This window comes from Pseudomonas sp. (assembly GCF_035277045.1).
Taxonomy (GTDB): domain Bacteria; phylum Pseudomonadota; class Gammaproteobacteria; order Pseudomonadales; family Pseudomonadaceae; genus Aquipseudomonas.
On sequence record NZ_DATELE010000196.1, the window covers coordinates 84,913 to 101,035 of the forward strand.

At 65.4% G+C, this 16,123-nt stretch carries 14 protein-coding genes; 5 read left to right on the forward strand and 9 right to left on the reverse strand.

Features of this window, described 5'->3' with window-relative positions:
- Positions 1-51 precede the first annotated feature (51 nt).
- Positions 52-2,658 (reverse strand): leucine--tRNA ligase, encoded by a 2,607-nt coding sequence (leuS, locus tag VJS90_RS10530; protein WP_324121593.1) that lies wholly within the window; start codon positions 2,656-2,658, stop codon positions 52-54.
- Between the two features lie 248 nt (positions 2,659-2,906).
- Between leuS and VJS90_RS10535 the strand changes: the two genes are divergently transcribed.
- The gene (locus VJS90_RS10535; protein ID WP_324121594.1) at positions 2,907-3,224 is read left to right on the forward strand and encodes a hypothetical protein; all 318 of its coding nucleotides are present in this window, start codon (positions 2,907-2,909) and stop codon (positions 3,222-3,224) included.
- Positions 3,225-3,353: 129 nt separating this feature from the next.
- Positions 3,354-4,115: a YdcF family protein gene (locus VJS90_RS10540; RefSeq protein ID WP_324121595.1), complete on the forward strand. Its 762-nt coding sequence runs from the start codon at positions 3,354-3,356 to the stop codon at positions 4,113-4,115.
- Between the two features lie 31 nt (positions 4,116-4,146).
- Here the strand turns inward: VJS90_RS10540 and lnt are convergent, their stop codons facing one another.
- Genes lnt through VJS90_RS10560 form a run of 4 tightly spaced genes read right to left on the reverse strand, consistent with a single transcriptional unit; the run spans position 4,147 to position 8,003 of the window.
- Complete coding sequence (gene lnt, locus VJS90_RS10545) at positions 4,147-5,664, reverse strand: apolipoprotein N-acyltransferase (protein ID WP_324121596.1); 1,518 nt, start codon at positions 5,662-5,664, stop codon at positions 4,147-4,149.
- An 8-nt stretch (positions 5,665-5,672) separates the two neighbouring features.
- On the reverse strand, positions 5,673-6,512 hold the full coding sequence (locus VJS90_RS10550) for an HlyC/CorC family transporter (protein ID WP_324121597.1): 840 nt from the start codon (positions 6,510-6,512) through the stop codon (positions 5,673-5,675).
- Positions 6,513-6,517: 5 nt separating this feature from the next.
- Complete coding sequence (gene ybeY / locus VJS90_RS10555) at positions 6,518-7,012, reverse strand: rRNA maturation RNase YbeY (protein WP_324121598.1); 495 nt, start codon at positions 7,010-7,012, stop codon at positions 6,518-6,520.
- The gene (locus tag VJS90_RS10560) at positions 7,005-8,003 is read right to left on the reverse strand and encodes a PhoH family protein (RefSeq protein WP_324121599.1); all 999 of its coding nucleotides are present in this window, start codon (positions 8,001-8,003) and stop codon (positions 7,005-7,007) included. Before VJS90_RS10560 ends, ybeY begins: the two co-directional genes overlap by 8 nt.
- Before the next feature lie 186 nt (positions 8,004-8,189).
- Here VJS90_RS10560 and VJS90_RS10565 point away from each other — a divergent pair, with 186 nt between their 5' ends.
- A complete protein-coding gene (locus VJS90_RS10565) occupies positions 8,190-8,516 on the forward strand; it encodes a DUF1820 family protein (RefSeq protein WP_324121600.1) in 327 nt (108 codons plus the stop codon).
- A 9-nt stretch (positions 8,517-8,525) separates the two neighbouring features.
- Here the strand turns inward: VJS90_RS10565 and VJS90_RS10570 are convergent, their stop codons facing one another.
- From VJS90_RS10570 to VJS90_RS10585, 4 genes are all read right to left on the reverse strand, one after another.
- Positions 8,526-9,077 carry a tetratricopeptide repeat protein gene (locus VJS90_RS10570; RefSeq protein WP_324121601.1) on the reverse strand — a complete coding sequence of 184 codons (552 nt, stop codon included), beginning with the start codon at positions 9,075-9,077 and terminating at the stop codon, positions 8,526-8,528.
- 218 nt (positions 9,078-9,295) lie between these two features.
- The gene (gene hemL / locus VJS90_RS10575; RefSeq protein ID WP_324121602.1) at positions 9,296-10,582 is read right to left on the reverse strand and encodes a glutamate-1-semialdehyde 2,1-aminomutase; all 1,287 of its coding nucleotides are present in this window, start codon (positions 10,580-10,582) and stop codon (positions 9,296-9,298) included.
- A gap of 16 nt (positions 10,583-10,598) precedes the next feature.
- On the reverse strand, positions 10,599-11,225 hold the full coding sequence (gene thiE / locus VJS90_RS10580; RefSeq protein ID WP_324121713.1) for a thiamine phosphate synthase: 627 nt from the start codon (positions 11,223-11,225) through the stop codon (positions 10,599-10,601).
- A gap of 22 nt (positions 11,226-11,247) precedes the next feature.
- Positions 11,248-12,045 carry a hydroxymethylpyrimidine/phosphomethylpyrimidine kinase gene (locus VJS90_RS10585; protein ID WP_324121603.1) on the reverse strand — a complete coding sequence of 266 codons (798 nt, stop codon included), beginning with the start codon at positions 12,043-12,045 and terminating at the stop codon, positions 11,248-11,250.
- A gap of 263 nt (positions 12,046-12,308) precedes the next feature.
- On the opposite strand from VJS90_RS10585, the gene VJS90_RS10590 reads away from it, so the two are divergent.
- A complete protein-coding gene (locus tag VJS90_RS10590) occupies positions 12,309-14,300 on the forward strand; it encodes a sensor histidine kinase (RefSeq protein ID WP_324121604.1) in 1,992 nt (663 codons plus the stop codon).
- Between the two features lie 81 nt (positions 14,301-14,381).
- Positions 14,382-16,022, forward strand: coding sequence for an acyl-CoA dehydrogenase family protein (locus tag VJS90_RS10595; protein WP_324121605.1), 1,641 nt, complete (start codon positions 14,382-14,384; stop codon positions 16,020-16,022).
- Positions 16,023-16,123 lie beyond the last annotated feature (101 nt).

The following is a 16,123-nucleotide window of genomic DNA, read 5'->3' on the forward strand; positions in this document are numbered from 1 at the left end:
CCTTGTGGGCCGATTCCGCCCGCCCGCGTGTCGCGCGGGCGGACGTTGCCATCAGTTGGCGACGATGTTGACCAGCTTGCCTGGTACCACGATGACCTTGCGAATGGTCAGGCCATCGAGGAAGCGCAGCACGTTCTCGTTGCCGCGGGCGGCCGCCTCGACTTCCTCGCGGGTGGCCGCGGCGGGCATTTCGATCTGGCCGCGCAGCTTGCCGTTGACCTGGATGACCAGGACGATGCTGTCCTGCACCAGCGCGTCTTCGTCGACCACCGGCCAGCCAGCGTCGATCACGGCGCCCTCGTGGCCCAGGCAGGCCCACAGTTCATGGCTGATGTGCGGGGTGATCGGCGCCAGCAGCAGGGTGACGGCCTCCAGGCCTTCCTGGAGCAGGGCGCGGTCTTGCGCGGTCGCCTGCGGGGCTTTCTCGAGCACGTTCATTACGGTCATCACCTGGGCGATGGCAGTGTTGAACTTGTGGTGCTGGCCCACATCGGTGCTGGCTTGCTTGATCGCGGCGTGGATGGCGCGGCGCACGACCTTCTGCGCATCGTCCAGGGCCGCGATGTCCAGCGCGCCCGGCAGGCCCTGGCTGACATGTGCCTGGGCCAGGCGCCAGACGCGGCGCAGGAAGCGGCTGGCGCCCTCGACGCCGGAGTCGGACCATTCCAGGCTCATGTCCGGCGGCGAGGCGAACATCATGAACAGGCGGCAGGTGTCGGCGCCGTAGGCGTCGATCATCGACTGCGGGTCGACGCCGTTGTTCTTGGACTTGGACATCTTCTCGGTGCCGCCGATTTCCACCGGCAGGCCGTCGGACTTCAGGCGGGCGCCGATGATCTTGGCCTTGGCGTCACGCTCGATCTCGACATCGGCCGGGTTGAACCAGTCCTTGCCGCCGTTGGCGGCGACGCGGTAGTAGGTCTCGGCGACGACCATGCCCTGGGTCAGCAGGTTCTTGAACGGCTCGTTGGAGGTGACCAGGCCTTCGTCGCGCATCAGCTTGTGGAAGAAGCGCGCGTACAGCAGGTGCAGGATCGCGTGTTCGATACCACCGATGTACTGGTCCACCGGCAGCCAGTGGTTGGCGGCCTTCGGATCGACCATGCCACCCTCGTAGTTCGGCGAGGCGTAGCGGGCGAAGTACCAGGACGACTCGACAAAGGTGTCCATGGTGTCGGTTTCGCGCTTGGCCGCGGTGCCGCATTTCGGGCAGGTGCATTCGTAGAATTCGGGCAGGCGCGCCAGGGGCGAGCCGGCGCCGTCCGGCACCACGTTTTCCGGCAGGGTGACCGGCAGCTGGTCTTCAGGCACCGGCACGTCGCCGCACGACGGGCAGTGGATGATCGGGATCGGGCAGCCCCAGTAGCGCTGGCGGCTGATGCCCCAGTCACGCAGGCGGAACTGGGTGCGCGACTTGCCCAGTTCCTTGCGGATCAGGGCGACTTCGATGGCGTCGAAGGCGCCGGCGAAGTCCAGGCCGTCGAACTCGCCGGAATTGATCAGCTGGCCATGCTCGCCATAGGCGGCCTGCCACTCGCCGCCGACGTCGTCGCCGGCGCTGGTGCGCACCACGGCCTTGATCGGCAGGCTGTACTTGTGGGCGAACTCGAAGTCGCGTTCATCATGCGCCGGCACGGCCATGACCGCGCCATCGCCGTAGTGGATCAGCACGTAGTTGGCGACCCATACCGGCAGCTTCTCGCCAGTCAGCGGGTGCTCGACGAACAGGGAAGTGGGCATGCCCTTCTTCTCCTGGGTGGCGACGTCGGCCTCGGCGACGCTGCCGCCCTTGCACTCATCGATGAACGCCTGCAGCGCCGGGTTGCCTTCGGCGGCCTGGGTGGCCAGCGGGTGTTCGGCGGCCACGGCCACGTAGGTGGCGCCCATCAGGGTGTCGGGACGGGTGGTGAAGACCTTCAGCGCGCCCTCGTGGCCGATGCTGGCCTGGTCGTAGGGGAACTGCACTTCCATGCCGCGCGACTTGCCGATCCAGTTGCGCTGCATGGTCTTGACCTGTTCAGGCCAGCCCGGCAGCTCGTCGAGGCTTTCCAGGAGCTCGTCGGCGTAGTCGGTGATGCGGAAGTAGTACATCGGGATCTCGCGCTTTTCGATCAGCGCGCCCGAACGCCAGCCTCGGCCGTCGATGACCTGCTCGTTGGCCAGTACGGTCTGGTCGGCGGGGTCCCAGTTGACGGTGCCGTTCTTGCGGTAGATGACACCCTTCTCGAACAGGCGGGTGAACAGCCACTGCTCCCAGCGGTAGTAGTCCGGCTTGCAGGTGGTGACTTCACGCGACCAGTCGATGGCCAGGCCCAGGCTCTTGAGCTGGGTCTTCATGTAGTCGATGTTCTCGTACGTCCACTTGGCCGGGGCGACGTTGTTTTTCATCGCCGCGTTTTCGGCCGGCATGCCGAAGGCGTCCCAGCCCATTGGCTGCAGGACGTTCTTGCCGAGCATGCGCTGGTAGCGGGCGATCACGTCGCCGATGGTGTAGTTGCGCACGTGCCCCATGTGTAGCTTGCCGCTCGGGTACGGGAACATCGACAGGCAATAATAGGTGTCCTTGCCTGGCTGTTCACTGACTGCAAACGACTGTTGCTCGTCCCAGAAGGTCTGGGCGGCGGCTTCGATGTCACGGGGCTGATATTGTTCGTGCATGGCTACTTTTGCGCTGAGAGATGAGAGACCCTATCCAGGCAGCGAGGCTCGCTGCATCCGGCAATCCGGTGTCAAAAGAGTGAACGCCGTAGCATACAGGAGCGTCGCGCGTCGTGGGAAACCCTGATTGCATCGCCAGCCCTGGTCCGCGGGTTCGCGGGCCGTTGGTCGCGGCGCACCGCTGCTTCGCGCAGTGGCGCTAAGCTCAGGTGTGGGGGAGATGTTCTTATCTTCAATGAGGTGGACGGATGGGAGAGTCGCAGCTACCCGTAATGCAGCCGGAGCTATATGAACGCCTGATCGATCGCCTGGGCCTGGCGCTGGAAGTGGCCAGGACATCTGTGCAACTACGTGATGAAACGCCTGTAGAACTTGAGCTGCGCGGCCTGAGCCACGCCGAGTTCGAGGTGATCAAGGCTTATCTGGACACGCTTGCCGAAGGCCGCTTTGCGAGCGCCGGTGCCTACCAGCACCCGGAGCCGCTGCCTGGCGCCAAGGTTATCTGGCTTACCAGCAAGAAGCGCTCGTCCCTCACCGCACGATCCAGGACGCTGCCGCTCAGATAGCCGTCCGGTTTTGCTGGCGCAATCAGGAGTGCGCCCCGTCATCAAAGACATTCATCAATCGGCGCCGCCTGCGCACTTGTGGGCTGGCGCCGATTTTTCTAGGCTGCGCACCTTCCATGGAGGTGCCCGATGCCCATTCGTTACCTGATCAAACACTGGCTGCTGCCCCCCGGCGGGTTGTTGCTGTTGCTGCTGGCCGCCTGGTGGCTGCGCACGCGCAGGCCACGGCTGGCGCGGTTGTGCTTTGCCCTGGGACTGGGCGGCTTGTGGCTGATGAGCCTGCCGCTGGTGGTCGAGCAGGCAGCGCGGCAACTTGAAACCGAGGCGCCTTTGCGTGCGGATCAGTGGGCGAGCCTGGGTGAGCGCGCGGATGCCATCGTGATTCTTGGGGCCGGCCGCGAGCGTGGCGACCCGGCCTGGGGCGATCAGGACCAGCCTTCCGTCGTGGCGCTCGAGCGCCTGCGCTATGCCGCGCAGATTGCCAAGGCCTCGGGGCTGCCCGTGCTGACCACCGGCGGATTGCACTACGGCACACCCCCGAGCGAGGCGCGGTTGATGGGTGACAGCCTGCGGCGCGACTTTGGCGTGGGGGTGAAGTGGAAGGAGGAAGCCAGCCGCACCACGTGGGAAAACGCCCGGCTGACCGCCGATGTGCTGCTGCCGTTGGGTGTGCGCCGGGTGGTGGTGGTCACCCAGGCCTGGCACATGCAGCGCTCGCGCTGGAGTTTCGAACAGGCGGGGTTCGAGGTGGTGCCGGCGCCCGTAGGGTTCCTGGGACGGGATCATGGGCGGCCGTTCTGGGGATTGTTGCCCGAGGCGCGGGCGGTATGGCAGAACGGGCAGTTGCTCAATGAGGCGGTGGGGTTGGTGGGGTATCGGTTGTTTTACTGAGAATCCTGGGGCCGCGAAGCGGCCCCGAGGCCTACACAGTCTTGGCCATCCGCGCTGCGAGCAATGCCCACCCGAACAGCAGCAGGCATACCACCGCCAGCGGCCAGGAACGCCATTGCAGGTAAGGCGTCAGCTGCTGCATCGGCACCACGTCCCCATACAGGATCGCCCGCTCGAACTGCGGCACCTGCGCGGTGATCCTGCCAAACGGGTCGATCAGCCCGGTGACACCGTTGTTGGTCGCGCGAATCATCCAGCGGCCCGCCTCGAGAGCCCGCATCTGCGCCATCTGCAGATGCTGCAGCGGGCCGATCGAGGTGCCGAACCAGGTGTCATTGCTGATGGTCAGGAGAATATTGCTGCGTGCGGCAAGGCTCGCGGCGAACTCCGGATAGACCACTTCGTAGCAGATGTACGGGGCGATCTGGTACCCCTTGGCCTGCAGCATGGCCTGGTCGGCCGGGCCACGGGCGAAGTCCGACATCGGCAGGTCGAAGAAGGCGATGACACCGCGCAGCATGTCCTGCAGCGGCACATACTCGCCAAAGGGCACCAGCTTCTGCTTGAGGTAGGTGCCTTCGCCTTCGCCACTGACCGTGATGCCGTTGTAGTAGCGACGCTGCCCTTGCTCCACTTCACGCACCGGAACGCCAGTGATGAGCGCGCTGTGACGGTCGCCGGCAAAGCGCCCCATCATGTCGATATAGCCCTGCGCCTGGTCCTTGAGGATCGGCACCGCGGTCTCTGGCCACACCAGCAGGTCGACGGGCCTGGAGCTGAAGCTCATGTCGCGGTACAGGGCAAGCTGCGCGTCGATGTGCGCCGGGTCCCATTTCAGATCTTGCTCGACGTTGCCCTGCAAGGCGGCAACCTTGAGCGGCGCGCCCGCCGGGCTGGTCCACGCGTGGCCCTTGAGCGCCAGGCCCACGGCCCACGGCGCGAGCAACAGCACCACGCCAGTCGCCAGGAACGACGGCCGGGCCCGCAGTCGGCGCAGGTTGCACAGCAGCGCGGCACTTAGCGCCAGAACGAACGAAATCAGCCAGACGCCGCCCAGCGGCGCCAGGCCGGCAAGCGGGCCATCGAGCTGGCTGTAGCCGGCATAGAGCCATGGGAAGCCGGTCAGGAACCAGCCCCGGAACGCCTCCTGCAGCACCCACAGCGCCGCGAAGCACAGGGCATCTGCCAGTGGCGCTTCGGTACGCCGCAGCCAGCGGGCCCAGAGCCACGCGGGCAGGGCGAAGAACCAGGCAATGGCCGCGAAGAACGCCACCAGCAGCAGTGTGGCCAGCAGCGGCGAGGCACCGCCGTAGGTGTTGATGCTGACGTAGATCCAGCTGGTGCCGGCGCCGTACAGGCCGAATCCGTAGCACCAGCCGCGGCCCAGGGCCTGGCGCGGGCTCAGCTCGCGCAGGCCCAGGTAGAACAGGCCCACCGCGAGCAAGGCCAGCGGCCAGATATCGAAGGGCGCCAGGGCCAGGGAAGTAAGGGCACCGGCCGCCACGGCCAGCAGGTTACCGGGCCAGCCGGGGCGGGTGATCCAGCGCATGTAGATCCTTAGCGGTTGATAGGCGTCAGGCGCAGCAGGTGAATCCGGCGGCTGTCAGCGTTGAGGATGCGGAACCGGTAAGGGCCGATCTCGGTGGTCTCGTTGCGCTTGGGCAGATGACCAAAGGCACTCATGACCAGGCCGCCGACGGTGTCGAACTCGTCGTCGGAAAAGACGGTGTCGAAGAACTCGTTGAAGTTCTCGATCGGCGTCAGGGCCTTGATCAGGAAGTCGCCGCTGGGCAGCGGCTTGATGTAGCTGTCTTCCTCGACGTCGTGCTCGTCTTCGATGTCGCCGACGATCTGCTCGAGCACGTCCTCGATGGTCACCAGGCCCGCCACGCCGCCGTACTCGTCGATGACGATGGCCATGTGGTTGTGGTTGGCGCGGAACTCGCGCAGCAGCACATTCAGTCGCTTGGACTCGGGCACGAAGGTGGCCGGGCGCAGCAAGTCCTTGATATCGAACGTGTCGCCGTTTTCCTTGAGGATCAGCGGCAACAGGTCCTTGGCCAGCAAGACCCCGAGCACATCGTCGTGGCCTTCGCCGATCACCGGGTAGCGCGAATGCGCGGCGTCGATCACCGCCGGCAGGAACTCGCGTGGCGACTGGTTGACCTTGATGCTGATCATCTGCGAGCGCGGCACCATGATGTCGCGCACCTGCAGGTCGGCGACCTGGATGGCGCCTTCGACGATGGTCAGCGCTTCGCTGTCGAGCAGCTTGTTCTGATGGGCTTCGCGCAGCAGCTCAAGGAGCTCCTGGCGGTTTTTCGGCTCATGGGCAAAAGCCTGGGTCAGTTTACCCAGCCAGGACTTCTGCCCGTTGCTCGATCGGTCTTCGCTCATGGCGGTTACTCGTGTTCCTTGCAGATATCAGTGTGTGGTGTGTCGGATTCGTCGTCGGCGTACGGGTCGGGATGACCCAGTTCGGCGAGCAGCGTGCGTTCGAGGGCTTCCATTTCCTCGGCTTCATCGTCATCGATGTGGTCGTAGCCGAGCAGGTGCAGGCAGCCGTGGATCACCAGGTGCGCCCAGTGCGCCTCGAGCGTCTTGCCTTGTTCGGCGGCTTCGCGCTCGACCACCGGGATGCAGATCACCAGGTCGCCGAGCAGCGGGATGTCGAGCAGCTCGTCAGGCACATCGGCCGGGAAGGACAGCACGTTGGTCGCGTATTCCTTGTGCCGGTAGGTGTGGTTGAGCTCGCGGCCTTCGGCCTCGTCGACCAGGCGGATGGTCATCTCCGAGTCGGCGCTGCGCTGGCGCAGGGCAAGCTCGCACCAGCGGCGGAAGACGGCGTCATCGGGGGCGGCGGCCTCGGTGGCCCGTTGCAGGTCAAGTTCAAGCATCGCCAGCGATACCCTCTGGGTTGGCCGCGCGGGTCTCGAAGCGCTCGTAGGCCTCGACAATGCGCTGGACCAGCGGGTGGCGGACCACGTCCTTGGGCTGGAAGTGCGTGAAGCTGATGCCCGGCACGTCCTTGAGCACGTCGATGACATGGGCCAGGCCTGACTTGGTGCCGCGCGGCAGGTCGACCTGGGTGATGTCACCGGTGATCACCGCGGTCGAGCCAAAGCCGATACGGGTCAGGAACATCTTCATCTGCTCGACGGTGGTGTTCTGGCTTTCGTCGAGGATGATGAAGCTGTTGTTCAGCGTGCGGCCACGCATGTAGGCCAGCGGGGCGATCTCGATCACCTGGCGCTCGATCAGCTTGGCCACATGTTCGAAGCCGAGCATTTCGTACAGGGCGTCGTACAGCGGGCGCAGGTACGGGTCGATCTTCTGGGCCAGGTCGCCTGGCAGGAAGCCGAGCTTCTCGCCGGCCTCGACCGCCGGGCGGACCAGCAGGATGCGCCGGACCTGTTCACGCTCCAGCGCGTCGACCGCGCAGGCCACGGCGAGATAGGTCTTGCCGGTACCGGCCGGGCCCACGCCGAAATTGATGTCGTTGGCCAGGATTTCCTTGACGTAGCGCTGCTGGTTGACGCCGCGCGGACGGATGTTGCCCTTGCGCGTGCGCAGCGACACGCTGACTTCGTTGACAGCCGGGTTGTCGAGGGTTTCCACGGTGGATTCCTGGAGATACAGGTGGACCGTTTCCGGGGACAGCTCGGTGGCCTTGGTCTCGCGATAGAGACGGCGCAGCAGCTGCTCGGCAGAGGAGGTGGTCTTGGGGTCGCCGATCAGCTCGAACTGGTTGCCGCGGTTGCGGATCTCGATGGCCAGGCGTTGTTCGATCAGGCGCAGGTGCTCGTCGAACTGCCCGCACAGATTGGCGAAGCGATGGGCCTCGAAGGGCTCGAGGATGAAACGATGAGGTTGTATGGGTGCGTTCAAGGTCGTTTTTGGCCGCTCAACGGCTAAGAAGATGAACCCAAGAATAACCCTTGCTCGACAGTGGCGAAAGCACTTAAACGATCAAGGGTCGCAAAGGAGAGGACGCGGGTGGTTCGGCGCCGCTTGCGCGCGGGTCTGCTCTGTTATCATCCGCATTCTATTTCCCCATTCTGATTGCCGCCGAACATGACCAAGCGCGAAGCACCCATCTATAAAGTCATCTTTATCAACCAGGGCCAGGTGTTCGAGATGTACGCCAAGCAGATCTTCCAGAGCGATCTGTGGGGCTTTCTTGAAGTGGAAGAGTTTGTCTTTGGCGAACGCACCCAGATGGTCGTCGACCCCAGCGAAGAAAAGCTCAAGGCGCAGTTCGAGGGCGTGGTGCGCAGCTTCGTGCCCATGCATTCGATCGTGCGCATCGACGAGGTCGAGCGCCTGGGCACGGCGAAGATCAGCGAAGCGAAAGGCATGGGCAACGTGATGCCGTTCCCGGTGCCCATGCCCGAAAAATAACGGCCTGTTTCAGGGCAGCGGCGAGAACGGCGTGCGCCCGTCGGCGTTCTGCAGCTCCAGCAAATACTTGCGGAAGATCTGGCCAAGCACCTGGGTTGCGTGCTCCAGTTCTTCGCGGGACATCTGCGACGAGACTTCGTCGGCCATGTCCAGGGCATCCTCGGCCCCGTTGACCGCTGCCATCTTCAGCACGATGTAGGCCTGCACATTGTTGGCGGCCACGCCTTCGCCGTGAAAGAACATGCCACCGAGGCGGTATTGCGCTTCGGCATGGCCTTGCAGCGAGGCCTGTTCGAAGTAGCTGAGGGCCTTGTCGAGGTCGCGCGGCGCGAGATTGCCGCTGTAGTAGAAGTCGCCCAGTTCGAACTGTGCCTGCGCATCCCCCGACGCCGCCGTCTGCTCGCACGCCTTCACCGCCTTGGACAGGTCTTCGGGCTGCACATTCAGGGTGCAGCGACTCGTTGCCGGGATCAGCAACGAATTTCCGTCCTCTGCCAACGCCAGCAGGGGCTGAAGAAGCAACAGGCAGCCCAGGGCAAGGGCGCGGCCGGTGCGGTTCATGGGGATCGACTTACCTCTGCGAAACTGCGGCCAATATGTCTGGTGGCACATTATGGGATAAGCGGCGCCAACCTTACAAAGTTTTACGCGAATTTGTGCAGGGGGAACAGTATTGGAAACGAGTCGCCTGCCGTGTGGGGGATTCCAGGGGGCATGGCAAGCCCGCCCCCACAGGAGGGAAGGCCCAAGGAAGCGGGACGAGCCCGCTCCCACAGCGGTTACTTGGCGAGTTCGGCGAACGCGCGCTCGGCGGCGTCCAGGGTGATCTTCAGCTCGGCTTCGCCGTGGGCGATCGAGGTGAAGCCCGCCTCGTAGGCGCTTGGCGCCAGGTACACGCCGCCTTCGAGCATCAGGTGGAAGAAGCGTTTGAAGCGTTCGATGTCGCTGCCCATCACATCCTCGAAGGTGACGATGTCGTCGGCACCGGTGAAGTACAGGCCGAACATCGCCCCTGCCTGCGTGGTGACGAAAGGCACGCCCGCCGCATCGGCACGTTGCTGCAGGCCGTCGAGCAGGCGGCTGGTGAAGGCGGTCAGCTCGTCGTGGAAGCCCGGACGGCTGATCAGCTTGAGGGTGGTCAGGCCCGCGGCCATGGCCAGCGGGTTGCCCGACAGCGTACCGGCCTGGTAGACCGGGCCGAGCGGGGCGATGCGCTCCATGATGTGGCGCTTGCCGCCAAAGCAGCCGACCGGCATGCCGCCGCCGACGATCTTGCCGAAGGTCGACAGGTCCGGGGTAACGCCGTAGTAGCCTTGGGCGCCGCCGAGGGAGACGCGGAAACCGGTCATCACTTCATCGAAGATCAGCACCACGCCGTGCTTGTCGCACTGCTCGCGCAGGCCTTCGAGGAAGCCCGGCGCCGGCGGCACGCAGTTCATGTTGCCGGCGACCGGCTCGACGATAATGCAGGCGACGGACTGGCCGACTTCGGCCAGGGTCTTCTCGACCTCGGCAATGTCGTTGAACGGCAAGGTCAGGGTGTGCTTGGCGAAGTCCGCCGGCACGCCAGCCGAGCTCGGCACGCCCTGGGTCAGCAGGCCGGAACCGGCCTTGACCAGCAGGCTGTCGGAGTGGCCGTGGTAGCAGCCCTCGAACTTGATGATCGCGTCGCGGCCGGTGTAGCCACGGGCCAGGCGGATGGCGCTCATGGTGGCTTCGGTGCCGGAGCTGACCATGCGCACCATTTCCATGGACGGCACGATCGAGCAGACCAGGTCGGCCATCTCGGTTTCCATGGCGGTCGGCGCGCCGTACGAGAGGCCGTGCTCCAGCTGGCGGCGCACCGAATCGAGGACGTCAGGATGGCTGTGGCCGAGGATCATCGGGCCCCAGGAGCCCACGTAGTCGACGTAGCGCTTGTCATCTTCATCGGTGACGTAGGCGCCTTCGGCGTGCTTGAAGAACAGCGGGGTGCCGCCAACGCTCTTGAAGGCGCGCACAGGCGAGTTGACGCCCCCGGGAATGTGCTTCTGGGCGTTGGCGAACAGGGTTTCGGAACGGGACATGATGAAATCTCTCAAATCAGGCGGAAGCGAACAGGGCGTTGAAGGCGCGGGCACGGCGGGTGACTTCCTGCGTGCTGTCGGCGCCAAACAGGCCGTGGATCACCGCCAGCAGGTGGGCACCGTGGTCAACCAGCGCAGCGGCGTTGTCGAGGGTGACGCCACCGATCACGGCGATCGGCAGCTTCACGCGGGCGCGGGCTTGCGCGAGTAGCTCAAGGTTGGCCGCGGGCGCGCCGGGCTTGGTGACGGAATTGAAAAAGCGGCCGAAGGCGACGTAGCTGGCGCCTTCGCGGGCAGCCTGCTCGGCCAGGTCGAGCTCGGCATGGCAGGTGGAGCCAATGATTGCGTTGCGCCCGAGCAGGGCGCGCGCCGGGGTCAGCGGGCCGTCGGTCTGGCCCAGGTGCACGCCGACGCCCAGGCGCGCGGCGAGCTCGGCGTCGTCGTTGATGATCAGGCGGGTGCCGTAGCGTTCGCAGAGCGCCTTCAGGGCTTCGGCCTCGCGCAGGCGGCGGGCCTGGTCGTTGCTCTTGTCGCGATACTGCAGCAGGCAGACGCCGCCTTCGAGCGCCGCCTCCACATGAGACAGGAAGCGGCCGGCGAGCAGCTGGCTGTCGGTGATGGCATACAAGCCGCGTAGTTTCATCATCGGGCCTCGAAGGATGGAGTCAGGAGCAGAAATCCAGCGGCAGCCGGCGCGGCACGAACTGTCCCTTGCCCAGCTGCTCGGCGTCACGCAGGGTGCGCCAGGTGTAGTCCAGCGCCGAGCGCACGGCGCTCTCCAGCTGCTCGCCCAGGGCCAGGCGACCGGCCAGGGCGCTGGCCAGGGTGCATCCCGATCCATGATAGCTGCCCGGTAGGCGTTGGCAGGTCCAGGTGTGGCGCTGGCCGTCGCGGCTGTACAGGCGGTTGTGGATTTCGTCCTCTTCGCCATGGCCGCCGGTGATCAGCAGGTGCCGGCAGTAGGGCAGGAGCTTTTCGGCGCACTCGTCGGCGGTCCCCTCGGGCAGTTCGGCCAAGATCCGCGCCTCGGGCAGGTTCGGCGTGGCGATCATGGCCAGCGGCAGCAAGCGCTCGCGCATGGCGTAGCCGACCTCGTCCTTGCCCAGGCGGCCACCGCCACCGGCCCGCAGGACCGGATCGCAGACCATCGGCAGGTGCGGATGGGCCGCGAGGAGTTCGGCGACGGTGTCGACCATCTCGGTCGAGCCGAGCATGCCCAGCTTCACGGCGGCGACATTCGAGTCGGCGAGCACGGCATTGGCCTGGGCCAGCACCCATTCGCGGTCGAGCACCCGAAAATCGGAGACATTGACGGTATCCTGCACGGTCAGGGCGGTCACGGCAGGCGCGGCGTGACACCCCTGAGCGATCAGGGCTTCGATATCTGCCTGCAGGCCGGCGCCGCCACTGGGGTCGTGGCCGGAGAGACAGAGGACAACGGGGCGGGAGCTGTAGATATTCATGGGGGGCGAGCTTACCACCAAACCTTTTTCACCGGGTTGCCGGCCGAATCACTTTTGCTGATCGAGCGATCAGGTTTTTGCCCTGCGTATCTCTGCAATGACTGATCTAGAGCCTCTGCTTTATATTTTGCCTTGTTCGGTTTCCTTGCCGGAGACCTATGCTAGAGTGCTGCGATAACTCGATAACGGCTGCTGCCAGATTTCGTCGCCTCAAAGGGATAGGGGGCCTCGCGACGCGACTGGACAGGCCATGCTGGGGCTGTATGCGCTATTTGCTGATCGTTGTGCTGGGCTGGTTGCCCTTGCTCGCCGGGGCCGTCGATTTCGACGATGCCACGCGTAGTCTGCCGTTGGGCAAGGTCATGCAGGTCTATGAAGACCGTGACGGCAGCGCCACCATCGCACAGGTCAGCGCGCCCTTGTTCGCCAGCCGCTTTCGCCAGCACTCAGCCGATGTGCTCAACGCCGGCTACTCGACCTCGGTGTTCTGGCTGAAGATCGACCTTACCTATACCGCCACGCCCCAGGCTGCGCCGCGCCAGTGGCTGCTCGAACTTGCCTACCCGCCGCTCGATCATCTCGAGCTGTACCTGCCCGATGAGCACGGCACCGCGCGCCTGGTGCAACGCACCGGCGATGCGCTGCCCTACGCGAGCCGCCAGATCCGCCAGAACAACTACCTGTTCGAGCTGCCGTTCGGCCCCGGGCAGTCGACCACCGTCTACCTGCGCCTGCACAGCCAGGGCTCGGTGCAGGCGCCGCTGACCCTGTGGTCGGCCGATGCATACCTTGAAGACCAGCCCACCCGGTTGTACGTGCTCGGGATGATCTATGGGGTGCTGCTGGTGATGCTGGTGTACAACCTGTTCATCTACGTCAGCGTGCGCGACACCAGCTATCTGTACTACATCCTCTATATCGCCTCGTTCGGCCTCTACCAGGTCTCGGTCAACGGTGCCGGGGTTGCCTACCTCTGGCCGGACAGCCCGTGGTGGGCGAACGCCGCCACGCCGTTGTTCATCGGTGCCTCCGGGCTGTTCGGCTGCCTGTTCGCGCGCAACTTCCTGGAGATGGGCCGGCTCAGCGTGGCCTTCGACCGGTTGCTGCAACTGCTGATGGCCGGCGGCGCGCTGGTGATGGTGCTGTCGGTCAGCATGCGCTATGGCGTCGCCCTGCGCATGGCCACGGCCCTGGCGCTGCTGTTCACCGTGAGCATCTTCGCCGCTGGCCTGTATGCCTGGGCGCGGGGGCTGCGGGTGGCGCGCTATTTCATCATCGCCTGGTCGGCGTTCCTGCTGGGCGGGCTGGTCAACACCCTGATGGTGCTTGGCTACCTGCCCAACCAGTTCCTGACCATGTACGCGAGCCAGCTCGGTTCGGCGCTGGAGGTGTCGCTGCTGTCACTGGCTCTGGCCGACCGCATCAACAGCCTGCGCGAACAGCAGGCCCAGGCCCTGCGCGACAGCGGCCGTACCCTTGAGCAGCTGAACGCGCAGCTGGCCAAGAGCAACCAGCTCAAGGACGAATTCCTCGCCACCGTGACCCACGAGTTGCGCACACCGATGAACGGCGTGATCGGTTCGCTGGAACTGATGCAGACGCTGCCCATGGACAGCGAACTGGCCCACTACCAGCGCACCGCCAGTGGCGCGGCCCAGGACATGATGGTGATGGTCGACGACATTCTGGTCCTCACCGAGCTGCAGGCCGGACGGGTGCGCGCGCACCCGGTGCCGTTCAGCCTGCGCACGCTGCTGCAGGAACTGCGCGCCAGCTATGCCAGCCAGGCACTGGGCCGGGGGCTGTACCTGAGCCTGGATATCCCGGCCGACCTGCCCGACACCCTGGTCTGCGATACCCAGAAGCTGGCGCGTTGCCTGGCCTGCCTGGTGGACAACGGGCTCAAGTTCACCCACCAGGGCGGGGTGATGCTGCAGGCCCGCGGCCGGCTGCTGGGGCCGCAGAACCTTGCCCTGTCGATCAGCGTCAGCGACAGCGGCATCGGCTTCGATGACCTGGACCAGGCGATCCTCTACCAGCGCTTCTTCCAGGTCGATGGCTCGATGACCCGTCGCTATGGCGGCCTGGGCATCGGCCTGTCGATCTGCCGGCAGTTGGCCGAGGTGCTGGGCGCCAGGCTGTCGCACGAGTCCACCGCAGGGCTGGGCAGCCGTTTCGAGTTGAGCCTGAACCTGGCCGTGGCGCGCTCCAGCGTGGTGCCCCGGCAAGTGGCGACGGGACTAAACCACTTCTAGTTAGGCGTTTTTGTTACTTTGATGCGGGGATGAAGAGGTGCTTCACTGGATTTTCCAGGCATTCCGGATCCAGGAGCCCTCATGAACCCGCACCAGTACGCTGAGACCCACGAAGTCACCAACCAGCCCCCGCCGCTGGACGGCGCGAACCTGTACCGCCTCGACACGCCCCTGCAGGAATGGGCACGGCGCCTAGGCGCGGGCTGGGCCGAATCAAGGATCGATGCCTACGGTGCGCTGGCAGGTGGGCCGCTGATGGCGGCGGGCTTCCTGGCCAACCAGCACAAACCCCGCTTCGTCAGCCATGACCGCTATGGCCATCGCATCGACCTGGTCGAATTCCACCCCGCGTATCACGAACTGATGCGCACGGCCATCGAGCATGGCCTGCCGTCCTTGCCGTGGACTGAGCCTCGCAGCGGTGCCCATGTGGCGCGGGCCGCGATGACCTACCTGCACACGCAGGCGGAGGCGGGAAGCGGCTGCCCGTTGACCATGACCTTTGCCGCCGTGCCCGCGCTGCGGCTGCAGCCGGAGCTTGCGCGCTACTGGCTGCCCAAGGTGCTGGCCCGCGAGTACGACCCGCGCAATGTCGGCGACCGGCACAAGGGGGGCGTCACCTTGGGCATGGCGATGACCGAGAAGCAGGGCGGCACCGACGTACGCGCCAACACCACCCGTGCCTATCCGGTCGGCGGCCCCGGTCCGGGCCAGGCCTACGAGCTGGTCGGGCACAAATGGTTCTGCTCGGCGCCCATGTGCGATGCCTTCCTGACCCTGGCGCAGACCGAAAAAGGCCTGAGCTGCTTTCTGCTTCCCCGGCATCGGCCCGACGACAGCCGCAACCAGTTCTATATCCAGCGTCTCAAGGACAAACTCGGCAACTGTTCCAATGCCTCCAGCGAAGTGGAGTTTCGTGGCGCCCTGGCCTGGATGATCGGCGAAGAAGGTCGAGGCGTGCCGACGATTATCGAGATGGTCGCGATGACCCGCTTCGACTGCATGGTCGGCTCCAGCGCCCTGATGCGCCAGGCGCTGACCCAGGCCGCGCACCACTGCGCCCATCGCACGGTGGGCGGGAAGGTGCTCAGTCAGCAACCCCTGATGCAGAACGTGCTGGCCGACCTCGCGCTGGAGAGCGAGGCGGCGTTGGCCCTGAGCCTGCGCATGGGCCAGGCCCTCGACCAGCCCGACGATCCGCAACAGGCGCGTTTCGCACGCCTGGTGACGGCCGTGGGCAAGTACTGGATCTGCAAGCGCGCCCCGGCGATGATCAACGAAGCGGCCGAGTGCATGGGCGGCGCTGGCTACGTGGAAGACAGCATATTGCCGCGGCTGTACCGCGAGGCACCGGTCAATTCGACGTGGGAAGGGTCAGGCAATGTGCAGTGCCTGGATGTGCTGCGCGCGCTGTCCAGGGAGCCCGGGGTGCTTGAGGCGTTGTTCGCCGAGCTGGGCGACGGCCATGGCGACCCGCGCCTGGCCGCGCATATCGGCAACCTCAAGGGAGCGTTTGCTGACACCGGGGACATCCAGTACCGCGCCCGTCAGTTGACGGAGGACATCGCCTTGGCGTTGCAGGCCAAGCTGTTGCTGGAAGCGGGGAATGCCACGGTGAGCGATGCCTTCATCGGCAGCCGGCTGACAGGTGGTGGGCGGGTGTACGGCGCGTTGCCGCGGGGTGTGGATGTGCAGGCGCTGGTTGCCCGGTCGATGCCATGACACCAGGACAGTGCGGGCCGGGAGGTTCACTGAAGCCTGGGGATGTTTTTACCCAAGAACCTAGGCAAGATGGCTGACATGCATGTCCAGACAGGAAGCCC

Bases quoted from the DNA above. Each gene is read 5' to 3' on its own strand.
- leuS (WP_324121593.1), bottom strand. From the start codon at position 2,658: ATGCACGAACAATATCAGCCCCGTGACATCGAAGCCGCCGCCCAGACC.
- VJS90_RS10535 (WP_324121594.1), top strand. From the start codon at position 2,907: ATGGGAGAGTCGCAGCTACCCGTAATGCAGCCGGAGCTATATGAACGC.
- VJS90_RS10540 (WP_324121595.1), top strand. From the start codon at position 3,354: ATGCCCATTCGTTACCTGATCAAACACTGGCTGCTGCCCCCCGGCGGG.
- lnt (WP_324121596.1), bottom strand. From the start codon at position 5,664: ATGCGCTGGATCACCCGCCCCGGCTGGCCCGGTAACCTGCTGGCCGTG.
- VJS90_RS10550 (WP_324121597.1), bottom strand. From the start codon at position 6,512: ATGAGCGAAGACCGATCGAGCAACGGGCAGAAGTCCTGGCTGGGTAAA.
- ybeY (WP_324121598.1), bottom strand. From the start codon at position 7,012: ATGCTTGAACTTGACCTGCAACGGGCCACCGAGGCCGCCGCCCCCGAT.
- VJS90_RS10565 (WP_324121600.1), top strand. From the start codon at position 8,190: ATGACCAAGCGCGAAGCACCCATCTATAAAGTCATCTTTATCAACCAG.
- VJS90_RS10570 (WP_324121601.1), bottom strand. From the start codon at position 9,077: ATGAACCGCACCGGCCGCGCCCTTGCCCTGGGCTGCCTGTTGCTTCTT.
- hemL (WP_324121602.1), bottom strand. From the start codon at position 10,582: ATGTCCCGTTCCGAAACCCTGTTCGCCAACGCCCAGAAGCACATTCCC.
- thiE (WP_324121713.1), bottom strand. From the start codon at position 11,225: ATGAAACTACGCGGCTTGTATGCCATCACCGACAGCCAGCTGCTCGCC.
- VJS90_RS10585 (WP_324121603.1), bottom strand. From the start codon at position 12,045: ATGAATATCTACAGCTCCCGCCCCGTTGTCCTCTGTCTCTCCGGCCAC.
- VJS90_RS10590 (WP_324121604.1), top strand. From the start codon at position 12,309: ATGCGCTATTTGCTGATCGTTGTGCTGGGCTGGTTGCCCTTGCTCGCC.
- VJS90_RS10595 (WP_324121605.1), top strand. From the start codon at position 14,382: ATGAACCCGCACCAGTACGCTGAGACCCACGAAGTCACCAACCAGCCC.